The sequence below is a fragment of the Pseudomonas marginalis genome (assembly GCF_008692035.1).
GTDB classification, from domain to species: domain Bacteria; phylum Pseudomonadota; class Gammaproteobacteria; order Pseudomonadales; family Pseudomonadaceae; genus Aquipseudomonas; species Aquipseudomonas marginalis.
The window spans coordinates 1,677,337-1,702,004 of the sequence record NZ_VTFG01000001.1 but is presented as its reverse complement, the minus strand read 5'-3'; the positions used below and the strand labels follow the sequence as shown (position 1 = coordinate 1,702,004).

At 63.6% G+C, this 24,668-nt stretch carries 22 protein-coding genes; 13 read left to right on the top strand and 9 right to left on the bottom strand.

All coding sequences use genetic code 11. The annotated features are described in order from the left end of the window. Positions 1–47: 47 nt before the first annotated feature. Positions 48–1,940: a quinoprotein ethanol dehydrogenase gene (gene exaA, locus FX984_RS07590; protein ID WP_092354650.1), complete on the bottom strand. Its 1,893-nt coding sequence runs from the start codon at positions 1,938–1,940 to the stop codon at positions 48–50. A 255-nt stretch (positions 1,941–2,195) separates the two neighbouring features. On the opposite strand from exaA, the gene pedF reads away from it, so the two are divergent. From pedF to FX984_RS07540, 10 genes are all read left to right on the top strand, one after another. Continuing rightward, positions 2,196–2,657, top strand: a complete 462-nt coding sequence (pedF, locus tag FX984_RS07585) for a cytochrome c-550 PedF (protein WP_027606205.1) — start codon at positions 2,196–2,198, stop codon at positions 2,655–2,657. A 3-nt stretch (positions 2,658–2,660) separates the two neighbouring features. Further along, the gene (locus FX984_RS07580) at positions 2,661–3,536 is read left to right on the top strand and encodes a substrate-binding periplasmic protein (RefSeq protein ID WP_027606206.1); all 876 of its coding nucleotides are present in this window, start codon (positions 2,661–2,663) and stop codon (positions 3,534–3,536) included. 9 nt (positions 3,537–3,545) lie between these two features. Then, on the top strand, positions 3,546–4,295 hold the full coding sequence (locus tag FX984_RS07575) for a quinoprotein dehydrogenase-associated SoxYZ-like carrier (RefSeq protein ID WP_098479120.1): 750 nt from the start codon (positions 3,546–3,548) through the stop codon (positions 4,293–4,295). Between the two features lie 16 nt (positions 4,296–4,311). Beyond that, positions 4,312–5,244, top strand: a complete 933-nt coding sequence (locus tag FX984_RS07570) for a quinoprotein relay system zinc metallohydrolase 1 (protein ID WP_092354644.1) — start codon at positions 4,312–4,314, stop codon at positions 5,242–5,244. Positions 5,245–5,370: 126 nt separating this feature from the next. Continuing rightward, a complete protein-coding gene (locus tag FX984_RS07565) occupies positions 5,371–7,146 on the top strand; it encodes a PQQ-dependent methanol/ethanol family dehydrogenase (RefSeq protein ID WP_092354641.1) in 1,776 nt (591 codons plus the stop codon). Positions 7,147–7,267: 121 nt separating this feature from the next. Continuing rightward, entirely contained in the window at positions 7,268–8,788 is a 1,521-nt protein-coding gene (gene exaC, locus FX984_RS07560) for an acetaldehyde dehydrogenase ExaC (protein WP_027606210.1), read from the top strand. Between the two features lie 180 nt (positions 8,789–8,968). Continuing rightward, a complete protein-coding gene (gene pqqA / locus FX984_RS07555; RefSeq protein WP_010209364.1) occupies positions 8,969–9,040 on the top strand; it encodes a pyrroloquinoline quinone precursor peptide PqqA in 72 nt (23 codons plus the stop codon). A gap of 127 nt (positions 9,041–9,167) precedes the next feature. After that, complete coding sequence (gene ercA, locus FX984_RS07550) at positions 9,168–10,331, top strand: alcohol dehydrogenase-like regulatory protein ErcA (protein ID WP_027606211.1); 1,164 nt, start codon at positions 9,168–9,170, stop codon at positions 10,329–10,331. After that, positions 10,315–11,691, top strand: a complete 1,377-nt coding sequence (locus FX984_RS07545; protein ID WP_027606212.1) for an ATP-binding response regulator — start codon at positions 10,315–10,317, stop codon at positions 11,689–11,691. Before ercA ends, FX984_RS07545 begins: the two co-directional genes overlap by 17 nt. Positions 11,692–11,762: 71 nt before the next feature. Next, a complete protein-coding gene (locus FX984_RS07540; protein WP_146477061.1) occupies positions 11,763–13,241 on the top strand; it encodes a DASS family sodium-coupled anion symporter in 1,479 nt (492 codons plus the stop codon). A 202-nt stretch (positions 13,242–13,443) separates the two neighbouring features. On the opposite strand, the gene FX984_RS07535 is transcribed toward FX984_RS07540, so the two are convergent. Together FX984_RS07535 and FX984_RS07530 are read right to left on the bottom strand one after the other, a co-directional pair. Continuing rightward, on the bottom strand, positions 13,444–14,442 hold the full coding sequence (locus tag FX984_RS07535; RefSeq protein ID WP_146477064.1) for an NADP-dependent oxidoreductase: 999 nt from the start codon (positions 14,440–14,442) through the stop codon (positions 13,444–13,446). Between the two features lie 29 nt (positions 14,443–14,471). Next, on the bottom strand, positions 14,472–15,260 hold the full coding sequence (locus FX984_RS07530) for an SDR family NAD(P)-dependent oxidoreductase (protein ID WP_092354632.1): 789 nt from the start codon (positions 15,258–15,260) through the stop codon (positions 14,472–14,474). A 177-nt stretch (positions 15,261–15,437) separates the two neighbouring features. On the opposite strand from FX984_RS07530, the gene FX984_RS07525 reads away from it, so the two are divergent. The 3 genes from FX984_RS07525 (at position 15,438) to FX984_RS07515 (ending at position 18,927) form a co-directional block, all read left to right on the top strand. Next, on the top strand, positions 15,438–16,025 hold the full coding sequence (locus FX984_RS07525; protein ID WP_146477066.1) for a TetR/AcrR family transcriptional regulator: 588 nt from the start codon (positions 15,438–15,440) through the stop codon (positions 16,023–16,025). Positions 16,026–16,141: 116 nt separating this feature from the next. Then, positions 16,142–17,785 carry an MFS transporter gene (locus FX984_RS07520; protein ID WP_027606217.1) on the top strand — a complete coding sequence of 548 codons (1,644 nt, stop codon included), beginning with the start codon at positions 16,142–16,144 and terminating at the stop codon, positions 17,783–17,785. Then, complete coding sequence (locus FX984_RS07515; protein ID WP_027606218.1) at positions 17,782–18,927, top strand: HlyD family secretion protein; 1,146 nt, start codon at positions 17,782–17,784, stop codon at positions 18,925–18,927. Before FX984_RS07520 ends, FX984_RS07515 begins: the two co-directional genes overlap by 4 nt. Before the next feature lie 147 nt (positions 18,928–19,074). Here FX984_RS07515 and FX984_RS07510 read toward each other — a convergent pair whose 3' ends face one another. The 6 genes from FX984_RS07510 to FX984_RS07485 all read right to left on the bottom strand — a co-directional run bounded on the left by FX984_RS07510 (position 19,075) and on the right by FX984_RS07485 (position 24,606). Continuing rightward, the gene (locus FX984_RS07510) at positions 19,075–19,992 is read right to left on the bottom strand and encodes an aldose 1-epimerase (RefSeq protein WP_146477068.1); all 918 of its coding nucleotides are present in this window, start codon (positions 19,990–19,992) and stop codon (positions 19,075–19,077) included. Beyond that, positions 19,992–21,272, bottom strand: coding sequence for a TRAP transporter large permease (locus FX984_RS07505; RefSeq protein WP_092490249.1), 1,281 nt, complete (start codon positions 21,270–21,272; stop codon positions 19,992–19,994). Before FX984_RS07505 ends, FX984_RS07510 begins: the two co-directional genes overlap by 1 nt. Before the next feature lies 1 nt (position 21,273). Continuing rightward, positions 21,274–21,801, bottom strand: a complete 528-nt coding sequence (locus tag FX984_RS07500; RefSeq protein WP_027606220.1) for a TRAP transporter small permease — start codon at positions 21,799–21,801, stop codon at positions 21,274–21,276. A gap of 66 nt (positions 21,802–21,867) precedes the next feature. Further along, on the bottom strand, positions 21,868–22,830 hold the full coding sequence (locus FX984_RS07495; protein WP_027606221.1) for a TRAP transporter substrate-binding protein: 963 nt from the start codon (positions 22,828–22,830) through the stop codon (positions 21,868–21,870). A 51-nt stretch (positions 22,831–22,881) separates the two neighbouring features. Continuing rightward, on the bottom strand, positions 22,882–23,757 hold the full coding sequence (locus FX984_RS07490) for an SMP-30/gluconolactonase/LRE family protein (protein WP_146477070.1): 876 nt from the start codon (positions 23,755–23,757) through the stop codon (positions 22,882–22,884). A gap of 30 nt (positions 23,758–23,787) precedes the next feature. After that, entirely contained in the window at positions 23,788–24,606 is an 819-nt protein-coding gene (locus tag FX984_RS07485; RefSeq protein WP_146477072.1) for an NAD-dependent epimerase/dehydratase family protein, read from the bottom strand. Between the last annotated feature and the right edge of the window lie 62 nt (positions 24,607–24,668).

Here is a 24,668-nt window from a genome sequence, read left to right as displayed (position 1 = left end):
GGAAGAAGCCGCCTGCTGCAAAAAGCGGCCCGGCATTCTCGCGGAGGTTATTTTTGCGCGGTCTTCTGATCCCAGCTCGGGATCTTGAACACCCAGAACGACCCGCCTTGTGCCACCGGCTTGGTCAGCTCGGCCATGTCGCCGCCCCACAACGGCACCGCGCCGCCGTAGCCGACGGTGACGCCGACATACTGCTCGCCATCCTGCTCCCAGGTGATCGGCGGCGAGACGATGCCGCTGCCGGTCTGGAACTTCCACAGCTCCTTGCCGGTTTTCGCGTCGAAGGCCTTGAAGAAACCGTCGCCGGTACCGGTAAACACCAGGTTGCCCTTGGTCGCCAGCACGCCGGCCCACAGCGGCAAGGCTTCCTTGTGCTCCCACACTACCTTGCCGGTGGTCGGGTTCATCGCCCGCAGGGTGCCGACGTGGTCGTCATACATGCGCTTGATGCGAAAACCCATCCCCAGGTACGCCGAGCCTTTCTTGTAGTTGACCTCTTCGGTCCAGTATTCCTCTTTCCACTGGTTGCCCGGGATGTAGAACAGGCCGGTGTCCTGGCTGTAGGCCATGGGGTTCCAGTTCTTGCCCCCCAGGAACGGCGGCGAGACTTCCACCGGTTTGCCTTTGGTTTCACCGGGCAAGGGCTTGGCCGGACGCTGGCCTTCGTTCTCCACCGGACGCCCGGTCTTCAGGTCGATATGGCTGGCCCAGGTGATGTTGTCCACGAACGGGAAGGCGTTCTGCAGCTTGCCGTTGTTGCGGTCCACCACATAGAAAAAGCCGTTGCGGTCGGCGTGGCCGGTGGCCTTGACCACCTTGCCGTCCTTGTCCTTGTAGTCGAACAGCACCAGCTCGTTGTTGCCGGAGAAGTCCCAGGCATCGTTCGGGGTGTGCTGGTAGAACCACTTCACTTCGCCGGTGCTCGGGTCGACGCCGACCTGGCCGGAGGTGTAGAGGCTGTCGAAGTCGTGGGGGTTGCCGTCCTTGGCGGTGCGCGCCCAGGTGTTCCACGGGCCGGGGTTGCCGGCGCCGACGATGATCGTGTTGGTCTCGGCATCGAAGCTCGCGCTCTGCCAAGGAGCGCCGCCGCCGTGGCTCCAGGCCTCGACCTTGCCGGTTGCGGTGGTCGGGTCATCCGGCCACGAAGGCGCCTTGACGTCGCCGGTGGTGGTGCTGTCCTTGCCGTTGAGGCGGCCCATATGGCCTTCCACGAACGGGCGCATCCACACTTCTTCCCCGGTGTCCGGGTCGCGGGCAAACAGCTGGCCGACCACGCCGAATTCATCGCCGGAGCTGCCGTGGATCAGCAGCACTTTGCCGCTGACCTTGTCTTTGATCAGCACCGGGGCGCCGGTCATGGTGTAGCCCGCGGCGTGATCGCCGAACTTCTTGTTCCACACCACTTTGCCGGTGTGCTTGTCGAGGGCGATCAGGCGTGCGTCGAGAGTGCCGAAGTAGATCTTGTCGCCGAAGATCGCCGCACCGCGGTTGACCACGTCGCAGCACGGGCGAATGTTGTCGGGCAGGCGGTGGTTGTAGGTCCACAGGCGCTTGCCGGTCTTGGCGTCGAGGGCGAACACCCGGGAATAGGAGCCGGTGACGTAGACCACGCCGTCGCTGACGATGGCCTGGGACTCCTGGCCGCGTTGCTTCTCATCGCCGAACGAGTAGGACCAGGCCGGGGTGAGCTTGAACACGTTCTTGTCGTTGACCTGGGCCAGCGGGCTCCAGCGCTGGGCGTTGGTGCCCATGCCGTATTGCAGCACGTCCTGGGTGGTCAGGTGGTCGTTGGCGATGTCTTCCCAGGTGACATTGTGCGTCGGCTTGGCGGGTTCGGCGGCGGCAAACGTTGCCGCACTGAGGGACAGGCTGCCCACCAGCAAAAAGGCTTGCACGGCAAGGCTTAAAGGTGAGCGGGCGGGTAGCGATCTTATTGTCATGGTTGCAGTTCCCAGTGGAGGTTTTGGCCTGCACAGGGTGGAACGCCGGGGCGCCGGGCGGATACGGAAAAACTCCCGCTGTGGCCGGGAAGACTTCCCGAGGCGCCGCTGTTTTAGGCGTGCCCCACAAGCCCTACTACCAAGGGAGGAGAGGGCGGCCACCAAAGCAGCATACGGCCCATGCCCCGGGGTTTCTAAGATGGTTGCCATAGCCTCTGCAATGAGGTTTTGCGTGCAATCCTGAGGGCAAAAATAATGACAACAAAACACAATGCCTTGCTCGTCGCCGGGCTGTTGGTCGGTGTGATCGCCGGGGGCTCCGCCTGGGCCCATGGCAACGTGGTCCCGCAAGCGGTGGAAACCAAGGGCCTGACCTCGATCAAGGACGCCGGCGTGCCGGTCAACGAAGACGGCTGGGCGGCGGTCAATCCGTACCGCACCTCGCCTGAACACGACCGCGCCGTGGAAATCGGCTCGTCCGCCTATAACCAGAACTGCGCCGCCTGCCACGGCCTGGAAGCCAAGTCCGGCGGCATCGCCCCCGACCTGCGCATGCTCGATGTGGGCGAAGCCGGTGATGAGTGGTTCGTCGAGCGCGTGCGCCATGGCGCGGTGCGTGACGGTCGCGTGTACATGCCGAAAATGGCCGACTACCTGAGCCAGGAAGCCTTGTGGGCCGTGCGCACCTACCTGGACAGCGTGCACGTCGAGGAGTAAGCCATGCGCCTGTTCGCTTATGTGCTTGGCCTGGCCCTGCTGTGTTGCCAGCCGGCACAGGCGCAGGTGCGCAGCTATGACCAGATGATCGCCGCCGGCGAAATCAACGTGGCGGTGTACAAGGATTTTGCCCCCTACAGCTTCAAGGACGGCGCCACCGCGCGCGGGGTCGACGTGGAACTGGCCCAGGCCCTGGCCACGGCGCTGGGGGTACGGCTCACGTTGATCTGGGCGCCGGCCGGCGAGAAGCTCGACGACGACCTGCGCGACTACATCTGGCGCGGCAGCCCGTTGCACAACCAGCAACTGGCCGACCTGATGATGCGCGCGCCCTACGACCGCGATTACGCACAAAAGCGCAACGACCAGGGCGAACTGGAAAACGGCCATGTGGTGATGTTCGGGCCGTACCAGAACGAACAATGGCAGGTGGCTTATGACCGTCGGCGCCTGGACACGGTTGCCAGCGTGGCGGTGTTCGAGCAGCACCCGATTGGCGTCGAGGTCGACAGTGTGCCGTCGTTCTACCTCACCTCGGTGTTCAACGGCATGCTCGCCGCCAGGACCCATCACTACCCCGACGTCCCCCAGGCCTTTGCGGCGATGAAAGCCGGTGAGGTCGATGCGGTGATGGCGATGCGCGGCGAAGTCGATTGGCAGGTGCACGAGGCCCATGACCCGCAACTGGCCCTCGCCGAAAACGCCTACCCGAACATGGGCAAGCAACGCTGGGAGATCGGCATGGCGGTGCACGAGAGCAATCGCCAGTTGGCCTACGCGGTGGAAGAGGCGCTGGAAGGCCTGATCCGCGACGGCGCGGTGCAAGCCATCTATGCCCGTTACGGCCTGCAGTACGAAGTCCCCGAGATGTATCAATAGGAGCAGGGGATGAACTGGCGACTGAGCTGCATCCTGGCCTGCTGGCTGCCGCTGGCGGCGCACGCCGTGGAGGTCGACCCGGTGCCGTCGGTGATGTGGGACTTCTATCACAAGCAGTTCCTGGCGCAGGCGCCGTTCGTGTTCGACGACCGAGTCAAGCTGCTCGCGCCGCCGTTCGCCGAAGATGCGCGCCAGGTGCCCCTGGAAATCGACGCCCGCGCCTTCAGCGGCCATGTGGTGAAGATCCTCGCCTGGGCCGAACTCAACCCGTTGCCGAAAATCGTCGACTTCCAGCCCAAGGCCGGGGTGCTGCCATGGCTGTCGCTGCGGATTCGTATCGAGCAGGCCACCCCGTTGCGGGCGGCGGTGCTCACCGATGACGGCCTGTGGCATGTGGGCTCGACCCTGATCGACGCGGCCGGTGGCGGCTGCACCGCGCCCAGCGTGGTACGCACCCAGCCGGGCTGGGAAGAGCACATCGGCGAAGTGCTCGGCGGCCGTTACCCGCGTGGCGAGTTCAGCCGCGTGCGTGTGCAGGTGGCGCACCCGATGGACAACGGCATGGTCAGCGGCATCCCCGAGTTTTTTATCAACCATGCGCAACTGCGCGGCCAGGACGGCCAGGTGCTGGCTGACCTTGAGCTGTTCCCGGCGGTCAGCGAAAACCCCAACCTGGCCTTTGATATCGCCGCGCCGGGGCCCACCCGCCTGGTGCTGCGCGACAACAGCGGCAATGAGTTCGACGCAGCCATCCCCTGACCAGAAGGAGCGCGGCATGCGCTGGATTCTATTGTTATGCCTGGGCCTGAGCCTGCCCGCCCTGGCGGACCTCGACTACGCCCTTGCGCCCCGGCTGATCGCCGACGACACCTGGCTGCTCGAAGGCAGCACCGACAATTTTGCCAAGGCCAACGGCGGCAATATCGTCAACACCGCCTTCATCGTCACCGAGGCCGGTGTGGTGGTGATCGATACCGGACCGTCGCGGCGCTACGGCGAAGCCATGCGCGAGGCCATCGCCCGTGTCACCCCCAAGCCGGTGATCCAGGTACTGATTACCCATCATCACCCCGACCATGCGCTGGGCAACCAGGCCTTCAAGGACGTGCCCATCGGCGCCCTGGCCGAGACCACGCGGCTGCTGCACGAGCAGGGCGACGGCATGGCGGAAAACCTCTACCGCATGGTCGGCGACTGGATGCGCGGCACCGAGGTGGTGTTGCCCACCCAGGTGCTGGAGCCCGGTGTGCTGAGCGTCGGCCGCCATGACCTGCGCCTGCTCGCGCTCAGCGGTCACACCGGCGCCGACCTGGCGATCTTCGACCAGGGCACCGGCGTGCTGTTTGCCGGCGACCTGGTGTTTTACCAGCGTGCCCTCACCACCCCCAACAGCCCGGGGCTGGCGGTGTGGCTGGCGGACCTCGGCACCCTGCAAGCCTTGCCCTGGACCCTGATCGTGCCCGGCCATGGCCCGGTGGCCAGCGACGCGCAACCCTTTATACAGATGCGTGACTACCTGACCTGGCTCGATCAACTTTTGCGTGACGGCGCGGCCCAGGGCAGTGACATGGCCGAGATGATCCGCAGCCCCATCCCCGCACGCTTCGCCGCGATCAGCCTGAGCCGCTATGAATTGATCCGCAGCGTCAGCCACCTGTACCCGCGGTACGAGCGCGAACAGATGCAACGCGTGGATTCGCCGCGCTGACCCGCTACTAAGGAACTAGCAAACTCGATACTGCGGTCAATTGTGACAACGGCCCCTGCGCCCAAGAATCTGCACCAGACCGGGAAAATTTCCCGGGTATAACAAAAAACCGCAGAGGTAGCCGTCATGACCCAACCCGCACGTCGCCAACCCTTCGCCTTGAGTGTGTTGCTCGGTGCCATCCTGTTATCCGGCCAGGCCATGGCCTCGGTCAGCGATGAGGACATCCTCCAGGACCCGAAAAACCCCGGGCAGATCGTCACCAACGGCCTGGGCGTGCAGGGCCAGCGCTACAGCCCCCTCGATACCCTGAACGTCGACAACGTCAAGGACCTGCGCCCGGTCTGGGCGTTTTCCTTTGGCGGCGAGAAGCAGCGTGGGCAACAGGCGCAGCCGATGATCAAGGACGGGGTGATGTACCTCACCGGTTCCTACTCGCGGGTGTTCGCGGTGGATGCGCGCACCGGCAAGAAGCTCTGGCAGTACGATGCGCGTCTGCCCGATGACATCCGCCCGTGCTGTGACGTGATCAACCGTGGCGTGGCGCTGTACGGCGACCTGGTGTTCTTCGGCACCCTCGACGCCAAGCTGGTGGCGCTGAACAAAGACACCGGCAAAGTGGTGTGGAGCAAGCAGGTCGCCGACCACAAGGAAGGCTACTCGATCAGCGCCGCGCCCCTGGTGGTCAACGGCAAGCTGATCACCGGCGTGGCCGGTGGCGAATTCGGCGTGGTCGGCAAGATCCAGGCCTATGACCCGAAAAACGGCGAGCTGCTGTGGAGCCGCCCGACGGTCGAAGGCCATATGGGTTATGTCTACAAGGACGGCAAAGCCGTGGAAAACGGCATCTCCGGCGGCGAGGCGGGCAAGACCTGGCCGGGCGACCTGTGGAAAACCGGCGGCGCCGCACCGTGGCTGGGCGGCTACTACGACCCGGAAACCAACCTGCTGCTGTTCGGCACCGGCAACCCGGCGCCGTGGAACTCGCACCTGCGCCCCGGCGACAACCTCTACTCGTCCTCGCGCCTGGCGCTGAACCCGGACGACGGCACCATCAAGTGGCACTTCCAGAGCACGCCCCACGACGGCTGGGACTATGACGGCGTCAACGAGCTGATCTCCTTCAACTACACCGAAGGCGGCAAGGAAATCAAAGCGGCGGCCACCGCCGACCGCAACGGCTTCTTCTACGTGCTCGACCGCACCAACGGCAAGTTCATCCGCGGCTTCCCGTTTGTCGACAAGATCACCTGGGCCAGCGGCCTGGATAAGGACGGTCGACCGATCTACAACGAAGCCAGCCGCCCAGGCGCGCCGGGCAGCGAAACCAAGGGCACCTCGGTGTTTGTCGCGCCGGCGTTCCTCGGTGCGAAGAACTGGATGCCGATGGCCTATAACCGCGACACCGGGCTGTTCTATGTGCCGTCCAACGAGTGGGGCATGGACATCTGGAACGAAGGCATCGCCTACAAGAAGGGCGCGGCGTTCCTTGGCGCCGGCTTCACCATCAAGCCGCTGAACGAAGACTACATCGGCGTACTGCGCGCCATCGACCCGAAGACCGGCAAGGAAGTCTGGCGCCACAAGAACTTTGCGCCGCTGTGGGGCGGGGTGCTGACCACCAAGGGCAACCTGGTGTTCACCGGCACGCCGGAAGGCTTCCTGCAGGCGTTCAACGCCAAGACCGGCGAGAAGGTCTGGGAATTCCAGACCGGCTCCGGCGTGCTCGGCTCGCCTGTGACCTGGGAAATGGACGGCGAACAGTACGTCTCGGTGCTCTCCGGCTGGGGCGGCGCCGTGCCGTTGTGGGGCGGTGAAGTGGCCAAGCGCATCAAGGACTTCAACCAGGGCGGCATGCTCTGGACCTTCAAGCTGCCCAAAGAGCTGGTCGCCAGGCACTGAAACTACGACCAAATGACAAGTGCCCCCCTGCCAACGGCGCATTCGCCCGCCAGCGGGGGCTCTTTACTATCGGGTCATCGCCTGTTGACCGACAGGCCCGGACCCAGACAGAGGCTTTAACATGATCTACGCACAACCTGGCACCCCTGGCGCCATCGTCAGCTTCAAGCAGCGCTACGGCAATTACATCGGCGGCGAGTTCGTCGCCCCGCTCAGTGGTGAGTACTTCACCAACACCTCGCCGGTGACCGGTGAAGCGATCGCCGAATTCCCGCGCTCCAACGCTGCCGATATCGACAAGGCCCTTGACGCTGCCCATGCCGCCGCCGACGCCTGGGGCAAGACTTCGCCCCAGGATCGCTCCCTGGTGCTGCTGAAAATCGCCGACCGTATCGAGCAGCACCTCGAAGTGCTGGCCGTGACCGAAAGCTGGGACAACGGCAAGGCCGTGCGCGAAACCCTCAACGCCGACGTGCCCCTGGCCGCTGACCACTTCCGTTACTTCGCCGGCTGCATTCGCGCCCAGGAAGGCGGCGCCGCCGAGATCAACGAACACACCGCGGCCTATCACTTCCATGAGCCATTGGGCGTGGTCGGGCAGATCATTCCGTGGAACTTCCCGTTGCTGATGGCCGCCTGGAAACTCGCCCCGGCCCTGGCCGCCGGCAACTGCATCGTGCTCAAGCCGGCCGAACAGACGCCGCTGTCGATCATGGTGTTTGCCGAGTTGATCAATGACCTGCTGCCACCGGGCGTGCTGAATATCGTCCAGGGTTTTGGCCGCGAAGCCGGGGAGGCGCTGGCCACCAGCAAGCGCATTGCCAAGATCGCGTTCACCGGCTCGACCCCAATCGGTGCGCACATCATGCATGCGGCCGCCGAGAACCTCATTCCCTCCACCGTGGAACTGGGCGGCAAGTCGCCGAACATCTTCTTCGAAGACATCATGCAGGCTGAGCCGCAGTTCATCGAAAAAGCCGCCGAAGGCCTGGTGCTGGCGTTCTTCAACCAGGGCGAAGTGTGCACCTGCCCGTCGCGGGCGCTGGTGCAGGAGTCGATCTACGACGACTTCATGAAAGTGGTGATGAAGAAGATCGTCAAGATCAAGCGCGGCAACCCGCTGGACACCGAGACCATGGTCGGCGCCCAGGCGTCCGAGCAGCAATACGACAAGATCCTCTCCTACCTCAAGATCGCCCAGGAAGAGGGCGCCGAGCTGCTCACCGGCGGCGCGGCCGAGCGCCTGGAGGGCGACCTGTCCAGCGGTTACTACATCCAGCCGACCCTGCTCAAGGGCCACAACAAGATGCGCGTGTTCCAGGAGGAAATCTTCGGCCCGGTGGTGGGTATCACCACCTTCAAGGACGAAGCCGAAGCCCTGGCGATTGCCAACGACAGCGAATTCGGCCTCGGCGCCGGGCTGTGGACCCGCGACATCAACCGCGCCTACCGCATGGGCCGGGCGATCAAGGCCGGTCGCGTGTGGACCAACTGTTATCACCTGTACCCGGCGCATGCGGCGTTTGGCGGTTACAAGAAGTCGGGCGTGGGGCGTGAGAACCACAAGATGATGCTCGATCACTACCAGCAGACCAAGAATTTGCTGGTGAGCTACGACATCAATCCGTTGGGTTTCTTCTAACCCTCTGATTGCAATGCGGTCCCCTGTGGGAGGGAGCAAGCCCCCTCCCACATTTTGCTCCCTGTACATTCGCGACTAATGCAGTGCGGCATTTACTTCGAAAGTAGCATTCGCACCCCCATCCCCCCATGCATTAATGCCTTTACCGGAATCTTCCGGCACAACAAGAGGACTCTCCCCATGTGGACCAAACCCGCCTTCACCGACCTGCGTATCGGCTTCGAAGTGACCATGTACTTCGCCAGCCGCTGATCCATCTCCGGCCAGCCTCGCGCTGGCCGGTGCCCTATGGGGAATGACCCTTTGGTCTGATTGCAAACGCCTGGGAATGGGTTAGTGTGGAGCGCATCTCCCCAAAATAATAACAACAGGCTTTCCAATGAGCCCCAATCTGAGCCTCCTGCGTAAATTCGTCTCGCCTGAAATCATCTTCGGTGCCGGCTGTCGGCACAACGTCGGTAACTACGCCAAGACCTTTGGTGCGCGCAAGGTCCTGGTGGTCAGCGACCCCGGTGTGATCGCCGCCGGATGGGTCGCCGATGTGGAAGCCAGCCTGCAGGCCATCGGCATCGACTACTGCCTGTACAGCGCCGTGTCGCCCAACCCGCGCGTCGAGGAAGTGATGCTCGGTGCCGAGGTGTACCGGGAAAACCATTGCGACGTGATCGTGGCCATCGGCGGCGGCAGCCCCATGGACTGCGGCAAGGCCATCGGCATTGTGGTCGCCCATGGGCGCTGCATCCTCGAGTTCGAAGGCGTGGACACCATCCGCGTGCCGAGCCCGCCGCTGATCCTGATCCCCACCACCGCCGGCACCTCGGCGGATGTCTCGCAGTTCGTGATCATTTCCAACCAGCAGGAACGCATGAAGTTCTCCATCGTCAGCAAGGCGGTGGTGCCGGATGTGTCGCTGATCGACCCGGAAACCACGGCGAGCATGGACCCGTTCCTGTCCGCCTGTACCGGCATCGACGCGCTGGTGCATGCGATCGAGGCATTCGTGTCCACCGGCCACGGCCCGCTGACCGACCCCCATGCGCTGGAGGCCATGCGCCTGATCAACGGCAACCTGGTGCAGATGATCGCCAACCCCGGCGATATTGCCCTGCGCGAGAAGATCATGCTCGGCAGCATGCAGGCAGGGTTGGCGTTCTCCAATGCGATCCTCGGCGCGGTGCATGCCATGTCCCACAGCCTCGGCGGGTTTCTCGACCTGCCCCATGGCTTGTGCAACGCGGTCCTGGTGGAACACGTGGTGGCGTTCAACTACAACTCGGCGCCGGAGCGCTTCAAGGTGATTGCCGAGACCTTTGGCATTGACTGCCGGGGGCTCAACCATCGGCAGATTCGCGGGCGGCTGGTGGAGCATCTGATTGCGCTGAAGCACGCCATCGGCTTCCATGAAACCCTCGGCCTGCATGGCGTGCGCGTGGCGGACATTCCGTTCCTGTCCCAGCATGCGATGCACGACCCGTGCATCCTCACCAACCCGCGCGAGTCCAGCCAGCGTGATGTCGAGGTGGTGTATGGCGAAGCGCTCTGACGACCAGCAACAGGCCCTCGCCGGTCTGTTGGGCCTGGGCAATCACTCGGCGCGCAAGAGCCACTACCCGGAACTCACCGCGCGTCTCGACGAACTGGAGGCCGAGCGCAACCGCTATATCCGTCTCAACGATGAATTGGAGCAGCGCGTGGCGGCGCGCACCGATGAACTGCTGGAAGCCAACCGCAACCTGCAACAGCAGATCGCCCAGCGCGAGCAGGTCGAGCAGGAGCTGCGCGATGCCCGCGATGCCGCCGAGGCCGCCAACCGCAGCAAGGACAAATACCTCGCCGCCGCCAGCCATGACCTGTTGCAGCCACTCAACGCCGCGCGACTGCTGATCTCCACCTTGCGCGAGCGCAACCTGCCCAGCGTCGAACAGGTGCTGGTGGAACGTACGCACCAGGCCCTGGAAGGCGCCGAGGATTTGCTCACCGACCTGCTGGATATTTCGCGGCTCGACCAGGCGGCGGTCAAGCCCGATGTGGCGCTGTATCGCCTGGATGAGCTGTTTGCGCCGCTGGTCTCGGAGTTCCAGTCGGTGGCGCTGGCGGCCGGGCTGAACCTGCGCGCGCGTACCGGACATTACGCGATTCGCACCGACCTGCGCCTGGTGACGCGGATCCTGCGCAACTTCCTCAGCAACGCCTGTCGCTACACCGACGAGGGCTGCATCCTGCTCGGCGCGCGCCGCCGTGGCGATCGCCTGCGCCTGGAAGTGTGGGACACCGGGCGCGGCATCGCGGCCGACCGCCTCGACGCGATCTTCCTTGAATTCAACCAGCTCGACGTCGGCCGTGCCTCGGACCGCAAAGGCGTAGGGCTGGGCCTGGCGATTGTCGAGCGCATCGCCGAGATCCTCGGCTACCCGGTGGCAGTCCGTTCGTGGCCGGGGCGCGGCTCGATGTTCAGTATCGAGGTGCCTATCAGCGAAGAGATGCCCCTGGCGATCAGCCAGCTGCCGGTGCTACCGACCACGGGCAACCCGCTGCCGGGAAGGCGCCTGCTGGTGATCGACAACGAGGTGAGCATCCTCGACAGCATGCGTGCGCTGCTGGCGCAGTGGGGCTGCGAGGTAATTACCGCCACCGACCAGGCCGGGGCGTTGCTGGCGTTGCAGGGCAGGGCGCCGGAGCTGATCCTCGCCGACTACCACCTCGACCATGGGGTGGTGGGCTGTGCGGTGGTCAAGCACCTGCGCGAGCATTTCGCGCAGAACATCCCCGCCGTGATCATCACCGCCGACCGTACCGACCAGTGCCGCCGCGCGCTGCGCCGGCTGGACGCGCCGTTGCTGAACAAACCGCTCAAGCCCGGCAAGTTGCGGGCGGTGTTGAGCCAGTTATTGACCTCGGGTTGATACCCGTCAACACCTGTTGCGGCGCTTTGCCCCATGCTGCCTCCCTGATTCAGAGCCCGACGGAGCCCGCCATGAACGCCCCCGCAACAACCGCAGCCTCATTCAAGTTGCCCCCGGGCCTGGTGATCGGCGTACTGGTGATGGTCGGCGTGCTGCTGTTGCCGCTGCCCGCCGACCTGCCGGTGGCCGGGCAGCGCATGCTGGCGATCCTCGCGTTTGCCGTGGTGGTGTGGATCACCGAGGCGGTGTCCTATGAAGCCAGCGCGATCATGATCACCTCGCTCATGGCGTTTTTGCTCGGCACCGCGCCGTCGCTGCAAGACCCCACGCACCTGATCGGCTCCAGCCCGGCCATCAGCATGGCGCTTACCGGCTTTTCCAACCCGGCACTGGCCCTGGTGGCGGGCGCGTTGTTCATAGCGGCGGCCATGACCCACACCGGCCTGGACCGGCGCATCGCCCTGGTGACCCTGACCCGCGTCGGCACCAGCACCCGCGGCATTCTGCTCGGGGCGATTGCGGTGACCATCCTGCTCAGCCTCGTCGTCCCCAGCGCCACGGCGCGCAGTGCCTGTGTGGTGCCGATCATGATGGGCGTGGTCGCCGCGTTTGGCGTGGACAAGCGCTCCAACATCGCCGCCGGCCTGATGATCGTGGTGGCCCAGGGCACCAGCATCTGGAACGTCGGCATCCAGACCGCCGCCGCGCAAAACCTGCTGACCGTGGGCTTTATGGACAAGATGCTCGGCCAGCGCGTGTCGTGGATCGACTGGCTGATCGCCGGTGCGCCGTGGGCGGTGATCATGTCGGCGGTGTTGCTGTTCCTGGTGATCAAGCTGCTGCCGCCGGAAACCGACAGCATCCCCGGTGGCAAGGAGGCCGTGGCCCAGTCCCTGGTGGACATCGGCCCGATGACCGGCCCGCAGAAACGTTTGCTGACGGTGTCGGTGCTGCTGCTGTTGGCATGGGCCACGGAAGGGCGCCTGCACCCGTTCGACACCACCTCGACCACCTACGCCGGGTTGGTGTTCCTGCTGCTGCCGGGCATCGGGGTGATGACTTGGAAAGATGTGCAATCGCGCATTCCGTGGGGCACGGTGATCGTGTTTGGCGTGGGCATCAGCCTCGGTACCGCATTGCTGACCACCCAGGCCGGGCAATGGCTGGGGTCCCAGGTGGTGACGCACACCGGCCTGGATCAGGTCGGGCCGCTGGGGGTGTTTGCGATCCTGGGGGCGTTTCTGATTGTGATCCACCTGGGCTTTGCCAGCGCCACGGCACTGACTTCGGCGTTGTTGCCGATATTGATTGCGGTGCTGCAGACCTTGCCGGGGGAGTTCAACCGCTTGGGCATGACCATGCTGTTGGGGTTTGTGATGAGCTACGGGTTTATCCTGCCGATCAATGCGCCGCAGAACATGGTGTGCCTGGGGACCGGGACGTTTACGGCGCGGCAGTTTGCCAAGGTGGGGATCCTGGTGACGTTGTTCGGGTATGGGTTGATGTTGGTGTTTGCGGCGACTTATTGGAGCTGGCTCGGTTGGATCTGATTTGAAATGCGCTTGTGGATGCCCATGGGATCCACTGTGGATGTGGTGAGCGGGCTTGTCCCGCGCTGGGCTGCTCGGCAGCCCCAAAACCAGCCACTGCGCAATATCGGGTACACCCCATTCGTCCTTCATTGGGGGCGCTTCGCACCCCAACGCGGGACAAGTCTGCATCGCCATCAGCTTGAGCGTTGGGTGGGCTTAGTCATAGGACCTTGATCACCACCTTGCCCTTGGCTCTGCCCCGTTCGACGTAGCTCAAGGCCTCAGCCGTTGCCTCGAGAGGGAAGGTTCGGTCGATCACCGGTGTGATGGCGCCGGACTCGACGAGCGCGGTGATTTTCTGCAACTGCGCACCGCTCGCGCGCATGAACACGAACCCATAGTCGACGCCCTGCCTGCGGGCTTTTCTGCGTATGCCGCTGCTTAACAGGCGCATGATCCAACCGAGTCCCCAGGACAGCTCTTGCTCGCGTGCGAACTCGGCGGTCGGTGGTCCCGAGATGGAGATGAGCTGCCCACCCGGCTTGAGAATGCGCAGGGATTTTTCCAGTTCGGCGGGGCCGAGGCTGTTCAGGACGACGTCGTAGTCACGCAACAGGTTTTCGACGTTCTGCTGCGTGTAGTCGATGACCACGTCCGCTCCCAACGCCTTGACCCACTCCACGTTGGCGGTGCTGGTCGTGGTGGCAACGAAAGCCCCCAGGTGTTTTGCAAGCTGGATGGCAATGCTGCCGACACCACCGGAGCCCGCCTGGATAAAGACTTTTTGCCCCTTCTTCACGCGGGCTGTTTCAACCAGCACCTGCCAGGCGGTCAGTGCCACCAGGGGCAGGGCGGCGGCTTGTTCCATGCTGGTGTTGTTGGGTTTCAGTGCGAGGGCACTCTCCTCAATCGCGATCAGCTCGGCAAAGCCACCGATGCGCGCGTCGGGCGGGCGCGCGTAGACCTCGTCACCGGGCTTGAAGGTGCGCACGCCTGACCCTACGCGAACGACGACGCCGGCCAGGTCGTTGCCCATGATCAGCGGGAATGTGTAGGGCAGGATCAGTTTGAATTCACCCTTGCTGATCTTCGAATCCAGCTGGTTGACGCTGCTGGCATGTACCTTGACCAGTACGTCGTGGATGCCCGGTTCCGGGTCCGGTACCTCGGCAAGGCGTCCTTGATGCTTGCCGTAACGGTCGATCAGGAAGGCTTTCATCGTTCGGTTCCCATGGCTATAGGTGACAATCACGCCTTGGCTTGATAGCGCTCGGCGACGACCGACTGGCGAATCTCTGACAGCAAACCCTGGCGGGCGGCTTGCAGGGCATCCCAGCGGGCGGCGTCTTGCAAGGGCGGAATGGTCACCGGCTCGCGACGATCAAAACCGACCAGCGCAGCATCGACCAGCTCGTCCACGCTCATGATTTCGCTCAGGGTATTGATGTCGATGCCTGCGCGATCCCAGATTTCCGTGCGGGTGGCGGCTGGAAGAACGGCTTGCACGTAGACGCCCTTGGGCGAGAGTTCGAGGCTCAGCCCCTGGGATAGAAACAGCACGAACGCCTTGGTTGCGCCGTAGACGCTCATGCCGAATTCCGGTGCCAGCCCCACCACCGAGCCAATGTTGATGATCGCGCCGTTACCGGCGTGTACCAGGCGTGGCGCGATGGCGCTGGCGAGTCGCACCAGGGCGGTGGTGTTGAGCGCGACCAGGTTGGTAACGCTGTCGATGGATTGCTCGATGAAGCTGCCGGAGAGGGCGGCGCCCGCATTGTTCACCAGGATGCCGATACTGGCGTCGTCACGCAGGCGTGCTTCGACGCGGACCAGGTCACCGGTTTGAGTCAGGTCGGCCTGGATCACGTCAATGGACACCGCGTGTTTCTCACGCAGCTGCGAGGCCAGTGCGTCCAGCCGGCCTTTATCGCGGGCTACCAGCACGAGATTGTGCCCACGTTGGGCAAAACGCTCGGCGTAGGTCGCGCCAATGCCTGTTGAGGCGCCGGTAATCAGTACGGTTTCTGGGGTGCTCATAAGTAGATGCTCTAGATTGTTCAGGATGATCAGAGACGGCGACCCGCGCCGCACAGCCGCAGAGACATGGGCTGGTGGTTTTATGATGTCGATCATAATCAAAGCTGTCAACAGTTTTGATTGTGATCGACATCAGAGTATAGTCAGGCCATTGTTCAGGAGTCCCAGGGGCGCGAAATGAAGATCACCAAGACACAATCACTCGCCAACCGAGCTCATATTGTGGAGACGGCGTCAGAGCTGTTTCGTGAGCGTGGCTATGACGGTGTGGGTGTGGCAGAACTCATGTCTACTGCGGGTTTTACCCAGGGAGGCTTCTACAAACACTTCGGCTCCAAGGCCGACTTGATGGCCGAAGCAGCGGAAAATAGCCTGGCAAAGTCCCTGTCGAATAGCTCCGATCTGGACATTCCGGGCTTTGTGAACCTGTACGTGTCCAGGGATCACAGAGACGGCAGGGGAGAGGGGTGCACCATGGCAGCCCTGTGTGGTGACGCGGCCCGTCAGTCAGATGATCTGAAGGCAACCTTTGCCAGTGGCGTTGAAAACACGCTGGCAGCACTCGAGGACAAGTACACGGCGGGTGTGGATGTGCCCAGGCAAGAGGTCCGCGCAAAAATGATCGACCTGCTGGCCCATGCAATCGGTGCGGTCATGCTGTCGCGGGCGTGTCCGGATGACTCGGCCCTGGCGGATGAAATATTGGAAACGTGCCGCGCTGAGATAATGGCATCCCTGCCATCGAGTAAAGAAAGCAGCGCATGAGTGGCAAGATGGGCGCTGACCGACGCGCCCAAGATGGCAAGATGAACCCCGCTCAGGTTTACTACTCTGAGTAGTGGTTTTACCGACGTCACCCGTCGGCTCATCTAGGTCATCGAATGGACAAATACACCCCCCGCCCCTGGGAACCCCACGAGCGCCCGAGCCTGCCGGGCTCGCCGTCGACGCCGTTGCATCCGACGCACAAGCGCTGGCTGTTCGCGATGGTCGGCGTGCTGGTGGCAATCACCGGTGGCCTGGGCAACGCGCTGGTCATCGCCAACCTGCAATACCTGCAAGGCGCCCTCGGTGCGACCACCGCGGAAATGGCCTGGCTGCCCGCCGCTTATGTGATGACCAACGTGTGCATGAACCTGCTGCTGGTGAAGTTCCGCCAGCAATTCGGCCTGCGGGCGTTTACCGAGGTGTTCCTGGTGCTCTACGCGCTGGTGACCTTCGGCCACTTGTTCGTCAACGACCTCAACTCGGCCATCGCCGTACGGGCCGCCCACGGCATGGTCGGCGCGGCGCTGAGTTCGTTGGGCTTGTACTACATGATCCAGGCGTTCCCGGCCAAGTGGCGGTTGAAATCCCTGGTGCTGGGGCTGGGTACGGCGCAGTTGGCGTTGCCCCTGGCGCGGCTGTTCTCCGAGGACCTGCTGCAGATCGCCGAATGGCGCGGGCTTTACCTGTTCGAACTGGGCCTGGCGCTGATCTGCCTGGGTTGTGTATTCCTGCTCAAACTGCCCCCCGGCGACCGCTTCAAGACCTTTGAAAAACTCGACTTCGTCACCTTCGCCATTCTCGCCAGCGGTGTCGCGCTGCTGTGTGCGGTGCTGTCCCTGGGGCGTATCGACTGGTGGCTGGAAGCGCCGTGGATCGGCGTGGCCTCGGCCTGTTCCCTGGTGCTGATCATGGCCGGCCTGGCCATCGAGCATAACCGCGCCAACCCGATGCTGATGACCCGCTGGCTGGGCAGCGGCACCATGATCCGCCTGGCGTTGGCGGTGATCCTGATTCGCATGGTGCTGTCCGAGCAGTCCACCGGTGCGGTGGGGTTCATGCAGATGCTGAACATGAGCTACCAGCAGATGCATACGCTGTACGTGGTGATGCTGGCCGGCGCGATCAGCGGGCTGGCGGTCAGTGCGCTGACGATCAACCCGGCGCACCTGCTGATGCCGCTGGTGATTTCCCTGGCGCTGATGGCCACCGGCTCGGTGATGGACAGTTTCTCCAGCAACCTCACGCGTCCGCAGAACCTGTACATCAGTCAGTTCCTGCTAGGCTTCGGTGGCACCTTCTTCCTGGGGCCGACCATGGTGCTGGGGACCAAAAACGTGCTGGCCAACCCGCGTAACCTGGTGAGCTTTTCGGTGATGTTCGGGATCTGCCAGAACCTCGGCGGCCTGATCGGCGCGGCTTTGCTCGGGACCTTCCAGATCGTGCGCGAGAAGTATCATTCCAGCATGATTGTCGAGCATCTGACCTTGCTTGACCCGCGTGTGGCCGCGCGGGTGCAGAGCGGCGGCTCGGCCTATGGCGGCATCGTCGCCGACCCGGAACTGCGTAACCTCATGGGCATCCGCAGCCTGGCCACCGCGGCGACCCGCGAGGCCAATGTCATGGCCTACAACGATGTGTTCATGCTGATCGCGATTATCGCGATCCTGACCATGATCTGGATCTTTATCCGCAGTCTGTGGCTGATGAGCACCACTAAAACAGCCACTCCCGTTCAACCCAGCGGCGCTACTTCATGACCGAACCGACCACCACGACCACCAACGCCATCGCCGCCACCCCGGAAGGCACCACGCCGCCCGGCGCCACGGTCACCGAGCCGCGCTCATTGCGCGTGCGCATTCTCTCGTCCCTGGGCTTTGCCGCGATTGCCATCGTCGGCGTGCTGATCGTGCTGTATGCCTGGCAATTGCCGCCGTTCAGCAGCGCGGTGGAAACCACCGAGAACGCCCTGGTGCGCGGCCAGGTGACCATCATCGGCCCGCAGCTCAGCGGCTATGTGTTCGAGGTGCCGGTGCAGGACTTCCAGTACGTCAAGGCCGGCGACCTGCTGGTGCGCCTGGATGACCGCATCTACAAGCAGCGCCTCGACCAGGCCCTGGCGCAACTGGCGGTGCAGAAGGCCGCGCTGGCCAATGTGGTGCAGCAACGCAACAGTGCCGAAGCGACGATCAAGCTGCGCCAGGCCGCACTGGTGGACAGCCAGGCCCAGGCGCGCAAAAGCACTGCCGACCTGCGCCGCAACGAAGAGCTGATCAGCGACGGTTCGGTGTCCCGGCGCGAGCTGGACGTGACCCGCGCCGCCAATGCCCAGACCATCGCGGCGGTGGCCCAGGCCCAGGCCAGCCTGGAAATTGCGCGGCAGGATTTGCAGACAGTGATCGTCAATCGCGGCTCCCTGGAAGCGGCGGTGGCCAGTGCCGAGGCAGCGGTGGAGCTGGCGCGGATCGACCTGTCCAACACCCGCATTACGGCGCCCCGTGACGGGCAGCTGGGGCAGATTGGCGTGCGCCTGGGGGCCTACGTCAACTCCGGCGCGCAGTTGATGGCGCTGGTGCCGAAGCAGCTGTGGGTGATCGCCAACATGAAGGAAACCCAGATGGACAATGTGCAGGTCGGCCAGCCGGTGACCTTCACCGTGGATGCGCTCAACCACCGCAGGTTTCACGGCACGGTGCAGCATATCTCCCCAGCCACGGGCTCGGAGTTCAGCCTGTTGCAGGCGGACAACGCGACGGGCAACTTTGTGAAGATTGCCCAGCGCGTGCCGGTCAGGATTACGGTGGACCCGGATCAGGCTGAGAGCGAACGGTTGCGGCCGGGGTTGTCGGTTGTGGTGAGTATCGACACGGCTGGGCGGCTGAAAAACTCTCCACCCTGACATCACTCTCGGATTACGGGCACACCGAGCCTGGGCGAGGTGCCGAGTGGTGGGGCGAAGCGTTTTGCTTACTTTTGCGCTGTTCAAAAGTGAGTCGCTGTAAGAGCGAAACCCTAAGTGGCCGTTACCGCGGCAACGGATATGTACTCATTCCACGCCAACATCCTGGTCGGCTGTCAGGCCGCCATCGGGGGCAAGCCCCCCTCCCACATGTTGAATGTATTTCAGGTTGAAATTGAGTTGGACCGATTGATTGTGTTCCAGCAGTTTCAGGCCCGGCCGTCCCGCCAGGTGATGAGCATTCACCGGATGGCTCACCGGCTCGATGCAAAAGAACCCCAGCCCCGGCGGGCAGTACAGCAGGAAGTAATCGGCGCCGCTGGCCTGGCATTCCAGTGTATAGCCCAGTTCCGGCTGTTCGATCCGGCAATAGCCATCCCACTGGCAGAAGCCATTGTCCACCAGGCCTTCGGGCAGAGGTTTCAATGCCTGGAAATCCCACTCGCCCGGCACCGGCGCCAACCCCGTCGGCAGCTTGGATGCGTCACTCATCCACACCTGTGCGGCCCTGGCCTGCAACCGGGTACCCGGCCGGCGCGGAAAGTAAGGATGCAAGCCCACGCCATGCCATGCGGCTGTTTCGGCCAGGTGCGTCACCCGTAGCTCGATACTCAGCATCCCATCGCTCAAGCGAATCCGCTGCTCGGCGCGATAGGCAAACGGCGTCTCGCACAGTACCTCCAGCACCACTTCATCCGCCGTGTGGCTGACCACCTGCCACGCCTGTTGCCAGGCCGAGCCATGGATCGGCAGCGGATCGGTGAGGCTGTTGGGCGTGAGCGCGAGCCAACCGTCGGGGTTGTCGAAACCGCCGTGGGCAATACGGTTGGACCAGGGCACCAATGGATAGCACCCCAGCTTGCCCGGCAAACCGGTATGGATCGCCTGCTCATCGTTATGGCGCAACAACGGCTGGCCGGTGGCGCGCACCGTCCAGTTGACCAGGCTGCCGCCCACGGCCGGATTCACGGTGAGGTGGGTCAGGTTATCTTCGAGTTCGATCATCACAGCACCACGCTCGGCAGCCACAACGACAGCGCCGGAATGTACGTCACCGCCATCAGCACCAGGAACAGCACGCCATAAAACGGCAGTAGCGCCTTCACGGTCTTCTCGATACTCACCTTGCCCACCGCCGCGCCCACGAACAGCACCGCGCCCACCGGCGGCGTAATCAAGCCAATGCCGAGGTTGACCAGCATGATCATGCCGAAGTGCACCGGGTCGACGCCGATACCGAGGATTACCGGCAGCAGGATGGGCGTGAGGATCAGGATCAGCGGCGCCATGTCCATCACTGTGCCGAGCAATAGCAGCATGGCGTTGATGCACATCAGGATCACGTAGCGGTTGTCCGACAGGGTCAGGAACAGCGTGGTGATCTTCGCCGGGATCTGCATCAGGGTCATGATGTAGCCGAAGCTGGCCGCGAAGGCGATCAGGATCATCACGATGGAAATGGTGCGCACCGTGCGGTGCATCAGCTTGGGCAGCTCGCTCCACTTGTAGTCGCGGTAGATGAACATGGTCACGAAGAATGCCCACAACACGGCAATCGCGGCGGACTCGGTGGCGGTGAAGATGCCCGAGAGGATGCCGCCGAGGATGATCACCATGGCCATCAGGCCCCAGAGCGCGTCGGCGCAGATTTTCAGCGCCTGCTTGAGCGGGATCACTTCGCCCTTGGGGTAGTTGCGTTTTTTCGCGAAGATCAGGCACAGCACCATCAGGCACGCGCTCATCAGCAAGCCGGGCACCACGCCGGCCATGAACAGCGAGGCGATGGACACCGTGCCGCCCGCCGCCAGGGAGTAGAGCACCGAGTTATGGCTGGGCGGGGTCAGCAGCGCCTGCACCGAACCGCTGACGGTGACGGCGGTGGCAAATTCCCGTGGGTAGCCACGGCGCTCCATTTCCGGGATCAGCACCGAGCCCACCGAGGCGGTGTCGGCCACCGACGAGCCGGAGATGGCGCCAAAGAACGTCGAGGCCATGATGTTCACCAGCGACAGGCCACCGCGCACAAACCCCACCAGCACCCCGGCAAACGCCACCAGCCGGCGCGACATGCCGCCCTCGGCCATGATCGCCCCCGCCAGCACGAAGAACGGTATCGCCATCAGCGAAAACTTGTTCACCCCGCCTGCGACCTGAATCATCAGGGCCTGGAACGGGATGTCGATCCACCATGCGCCAATCAGCGCCGACAAGCCCAGGGCGTAGGCCACCGGCATGCCGATCAGGATCAAGGCGATAAAGCTGCCCAGCAGAATCAATGCGTCCATATCAGGCAGCCCCTTCGCTTTCTTCCACCAGGTCGAAGCGCACCACGCGCCGGTTGCTCTGGTCACCGAGCAGGAGTTTTTCCACCACGAAGATCAGGGTCAGCAACCCGCCAATCGGGATCGGCATATAGGTGATGCCCACGCGCAGGGTCGGGATGGCGCTCATGAACTGGTTCCAGGTGGACAGGCACAGCTTGGTGCCCCAGATCGCCATGAACAGGCAGATGGTGCCCATCAACAGTTGCGACAGGATGCCGACGATGCGGCGCTGGGCGGGCGGCAGGCGGTCCGTGACCATGGCCACCGACATATGCGCGCCGGCGCGGTAGCTGGCGGCGGCACCGATAAAGGTGAACACCAGCATCAGCAGGATGGCGGTGGGCTCCGGCCAACTGGAGCCGGTGCCGAGGACGTAGCGGGCGAAGATGCCCCAGGGAATGATCAGCGCGACGCCGAGAACCGAAAGGCCGGCGACCCAGATGCAGGTCATGTAGATGCGGTCGTTGATGCGCAGCAGTAGATTCTTCATGGCGTTCACCGTAACCGGGCGCGGCGGTGCAGACCGCGCCGGGCCTTTTGCGAGAGGCAGGAGAGGTTATTGAACGGCGTCGATGCGCGCGATGATGTCGGCGTAAGGCGCGCCGTACTTGGCGCGAACCGCTGCGGTGGCGTCATAGAAGGGCTTTTTGTCGACGGTGATGAACTCGACACCGGCCTTTTTGAGTTTTTCCTCACTGCTGGCGGACTTGGCGTCCCACAGCGCGCGCTCATCGGCCTGGGCGGCCTTGGCGGCGTTTTTGACCATGACCTGTTGCGCCGGGGTGAGCTTGTTCCAGGTGATTTTCGACATCACGATGGGCTCGGGCAGGATCAGGTGCTCGGTGAGGGTGTAGTACTTGGCGTTCTGGAAGTGATTGTGTTCCAGCAGGGTCGGCGGGTTGTTCTCCGCGCCGTCGATCACCCCCGTCTGCAAGGCGCTGAAGATCTCGCCGGTGTCCATGGCAATCCCGTTGGCGCCCATCGCGTTGAAGGCGTCGATGAACAGCGGGTTGCCTTGCACGCGGATCTTCATGCCCTTGAGGTCTTCGATCCTGCGCACCGGCTTCTTGGTGTAGAGGTTGCGTGTGCCGCCGTCCATCCAGGCCAGGGCCACCAGGCCGAACTCGGAGTCGGTGATCTTGGCGAGGATTTCATCGCCGATCTCGCCATCGATGACCTTGCGCATATGCGCCTGGTCGCGGAACACGAACGGCAGGTTGAACACGTTCACGTCCGGCACCACCGGCCCGACGATGCCGAGGCTGACGCGGGTCATCTGCACGGCGCCGACCTGGGCCTGTTCGACCACTTCCTTCTCGGAGCCCAGCACGCCGCCGGGGAAGTACTTGAAGGTCAGTTCGCCGTTGCTTTCCTTGGTCAGGGCCTTGCCCATGTTTTCTTCGGCGACGACGGTGGGGTAGCCGGCGGGGTGGATGTCGGCGAATTTGATTTCCAGCGCATGGGCGGCGCTGCTGAGGGTAAAGACTGCGGCGGCGAGCAAGGTGCGTTTGAAGTCCATGGGAGGTCACTCCTGTGTTGTTATTGTTGTATTCAAGGCACAGCGATGCAGCTAGAGGGTGAACGTCGGTTCAGGCAGTCCTTGGACGCCGGGGTTGAGGGCGAACACGCCGCCGGACACTGACTGTTCACTCTGGTCGTCACGGATCGAGGTGACAAACAGAGTATCCAGGCGGCTGCCGCCGAAGGCGCACATGGTGGGTTTTTTCACCGGTACGGTGAGGGAGCGGTCCAGGCGCCCGTCGGGGGTGAAGCGGTGGATCAGGCCGGCGTCGTTGGCGCAGATCCAGTAGCAGCCATCGGCGTCCACGGCGGCGCCGTCGGGGCGGCCGAGGAAGTTGTGCATGTCGACGAACACGCGACGGTTGGACGGCGTGCCGGTGTCGATGTCGTAGTCGAAGGCCCAGATCTGCTGCACCAGCGGGTGCGAATCCGAGGCATACATCGTGCGGCCATCGGGGCTGAAGGCCAGGCCGTTGAGGGTGATAAAACCGTCCAGCTGGGCGTGGGGGGCTGAACCCGATGCATAGCGATAGAGGATGCCTTCGGCCGCATTCGCGCCCATGTTCAGCACCATGCTGCCGGCCCAGAAACGGCCCTGGCGGTCGCAACGGCCGTCGTTCAGGCGCATGTCCGGGCGTGGATGCTCGACACTGGCCAACGGCGTGGTATCGAGGCTGGCGTCGTTGTGCGGTGTGAGTTGGAAGAAGCCGGTTTCCATCCCGGCGACCCAGTTGCCCGCCGTGGTGCGGGCAATGCAGGCGAGCATCTGCGGGGCTTTCCAGGCGGCAACGTGGCCGCTGGCGGCGCTCCATTTTTGCAGGCCGCCGTTGGGGATATCCACCCAGTACAGGGCGTTTTCTTCGGGCACCCACACCGGGCATTCGCCCACGGCATTGCGGGCGTCGACGATCAATTCAGCAGTCATGGCCACTCATTCCCTTGGGTTGGTGTGAACTCAGTCACCGAACGGCCCGGCGGCGCAGAACGCACCGCCCTGATAGACCTTGGCGGGGTCATCGGCGGCCACCGGTGGCTGGGCTTCGACCTGGGCACGGAAGACTTCGGAGCTGTCTTTCGGGGCGTAGCCCAGGTGTGCGGCGTAGCGGTTGTCCCACCAGGTGTCGAGGTTATCCGACATGCCGTAGACCACGGTGTGGCCGACGTTCGGCGTATACAGCGCGCGTTCCAGCAGTTGGGTCAGGTCGTCGAAGCTCAGCCAGGTGTGCATCATCCGGCGGTTCTGCGGTTCCGGGAACGAGGAGCCGATACGGATGCTCACGGTCTCGATGCCGTAGCGGTCGAAGTAGAAGCTCGCCATGTCTTCGCCGTAGGACTTGGACAGGCCGTAGTAGCTGTCGGGGCGGCGTGGGGAGTGGGCGTCGATGGTTTCGGTCTGCTTGTAAAAGCCGATCACATGGTTGGAACTGGCGAAGATCACACGTTTTACCCCATGGCGGCGCGCGGCTTCGTAGATATGGAAGGTGCCGCTGATATTGGCGCCGAGGATTTCTTCAAACGGACGCTCCACCGATACACCGCCGAAGTGCAGGATGGCGTCGACGCCTTCCACCAGGTGGTGCACCGCTTGTTTGTCGGCGAGGTCGCAGGCCTGGACTTCTTCCGAGGCATCCACCGGCGGGGCCATGCTGGCGATGTCCGACAGGCGCAGCACCTGGGTGTAGGGACGCAGGCGTTCGCGCAGGACTTTGCCGAGGCCGCCGGCGGCACCGGTGAGCAGCAGACGGTTGAAGGGAGTGGGGGTAGTCGTGGTCATGGGGATTCCAAATTTTTGTTGTAGGTTGTCGTATGACTATGCCGAAGTATTGTTAGGGATCC